The 1,934-nt window shown below is 70.1% G+C and carries 1 protein-coding gene; it reads right to left on the minus strand.

The window, feature by feature from the left end; all coding sequences use genetic code 11:
- Complete coding sequence (gene glmS, locus ACLN58_RS21660) at positions 1 to 1,893, minus strand: glutamine--fructose-6-phosphate transaminase (isomerizing) (protein WP_415857277.1); 1,893 nt, start codon at positions 1,891 to 1,893, stop codon at positions 1 to 3.
- Positions 1,894 to 1,934 lie beyond the last annotated feature (41 nt).

A 1,934-nucleotide genomic window follows, 5' to 3' on the forward strand; every position in this document is an offset into this window, starting at 1 on the left:
CTACTCGACGGTGACGGACTTGGCGAGGTTGCGGGGCTGGTCCACGTCGTAGCCCTTCGCGGCGGCGAGCTCGGCGGCGAAGATCTGCAGCGGGACCGTGGTGAGCAGGGGCATGAGCAGCGGCGGGGTCTCGGGCACGTACACGACGTGCTCGGCGTAGGCGCGCACGGCCTCGTCGCCCTCCTCGGCGATCACGAGCGTGCGCGCCCCGCGGGCGCGGACCTCCTGGATGTTGGAGACGACCTTCGAGTGCAGCGAGTCGCGTCCGCGCGGGGAGGGGACGACGACGAAGACCGGCTGGCCCTGGTCGATGAGCGCGATCGGGCCGTGCTTGAGCTCGCCGGCCGCGAAGCCCTCGGCGTGCAGGTACGCGATCTCCTTGAGCTTGAGCGCGCCCTCGAGCGCCACGGGGTAGCCGACGTTGCGGCCCAGGAACAGCACGGACTTCTCGTCCTTCATGCTCCGGGCCAGCTCGCGCAGGGGCTCGGCGTTGTCCAGGACGGACTGGATCTTCTCCGGGATCTTGTTCAGGTCCGCGAGGACGTCCTTGATCTGGCCCGTGAAGATGTTCCCGCGCAGCTGCGCGAGGTACAGCCCGAGCAGGTACGCGGCCGTGATCTGGGCCAGGAACGCCTTCGTCGAGGCGACGGCGATCTCCGGGCCGGCGTGGGTGTAGAGCACGGCGTCGGATTCGCGCGGGATCGTCGAGCCGTTCGTGTTGCAGATCGAGACCGTCTTGGCCCCCTGCTCGCGGGCGTAGCGCACGGCCATGAGCGTGTCCATCGTCTCCCCGGACTGGCTGATCGAGACCACGAGGGTGTTCTTGTCCACGATCGGGTCGCGGTACCGGAACTCGTGCGCGAGCTCGACCTCGGTGGGGATCCGGCACCAGTTCTCGATCGCGTACTTCGCGACCATCCCGGCGTACGCGGCCGTGCCGCACGCGAGCACGATGATCTTGTTGACCTGCCTGAGCTCGGCGGCGTCGATGCGGAGCTCGTCCAGGATCAGGCGGCCCTGCACGTCCGAGCGGCCCAGCAGCGTATCGTGCACCGCGGCCGGCTGGTCGTGGATCTCCTTCTCCATGAACGAGGGGAAGCCGCCCTTCTCCGCCGAGGCCGCGTCCCACGAGACCTCGAACTCCTTGCCCTCGGCGGGCCGGCCGTAGAAGTCGGTGATCACGAACGAATCCGGCGTGATCGTGACGATCTGGTCCTGGCCGAGCTCGACGGCCCGGCGCGTGTGGTCGATGAAGCCCGAGACGTCGGAGCCCAGGAAGTTCTCCCCCTCGCCGAGGCCCACCACGAGCGGGGAGTTCCGCCGCGCCGCGACGACCACGCCGGGCTGCTCGGCGTGCACGGCCAGGAGCGTGAAGGCCCCCTCGAGCCGCTGGGCGGCCAGCTGCATGGCCGTGGTGATGTCCCCGCCGGCCGCGCCGCGGTAGAAGTCCCCGATGAGCGCGGCGGCGACCTCGGTGTCCGTCTCGGACGCGAACGCGACGCCCTTCGCGCCGAGCTCGGCCTTGAGCTCGGCGTAGTTCTCGATGATGCCGTTGTGGATCACGGCCAGACGGCCCTGGTCGGCCAGGTGCGGGTGCGCGTTCGCGTCCGTCGGCCCGCCGTGGGTGGCCCAGCGCGTGTGCCCGATGCCCGTCAGGGTCGCCGGCAGCGGGTGCTCCTCGAGCTCGGCGATCAGGTTCCCGAGCTTGCCGGCCTTCTTCCGCGACTCCACGACCCCGCCGGCCACGACGGCGACCCCCGCCGAATCGTAGCCCCGGTACTCAAGGCGGCGCAGGCCCTCGATCACCACGTCAAGGGCACTGTGATCGGCGATCCCGCCGTTCGCACCGCGGCGCGACCCCGCACTCCCGACATAACCCACGATTCCACACATGCGCTTCATCCTACCGGGCACGCATTTCGCTCTGCGCAGCC

It is taken from the genome of Sinomonas sp. G460-2, from assembly GCF_047759905.1.
In the GTDB taxonomy this organism is placed as follows: domain Bacteria; phylum Actinomycetota; class Actinomycetes; order Actinomycetales; family Micrococcaceae; genus Sinomonas.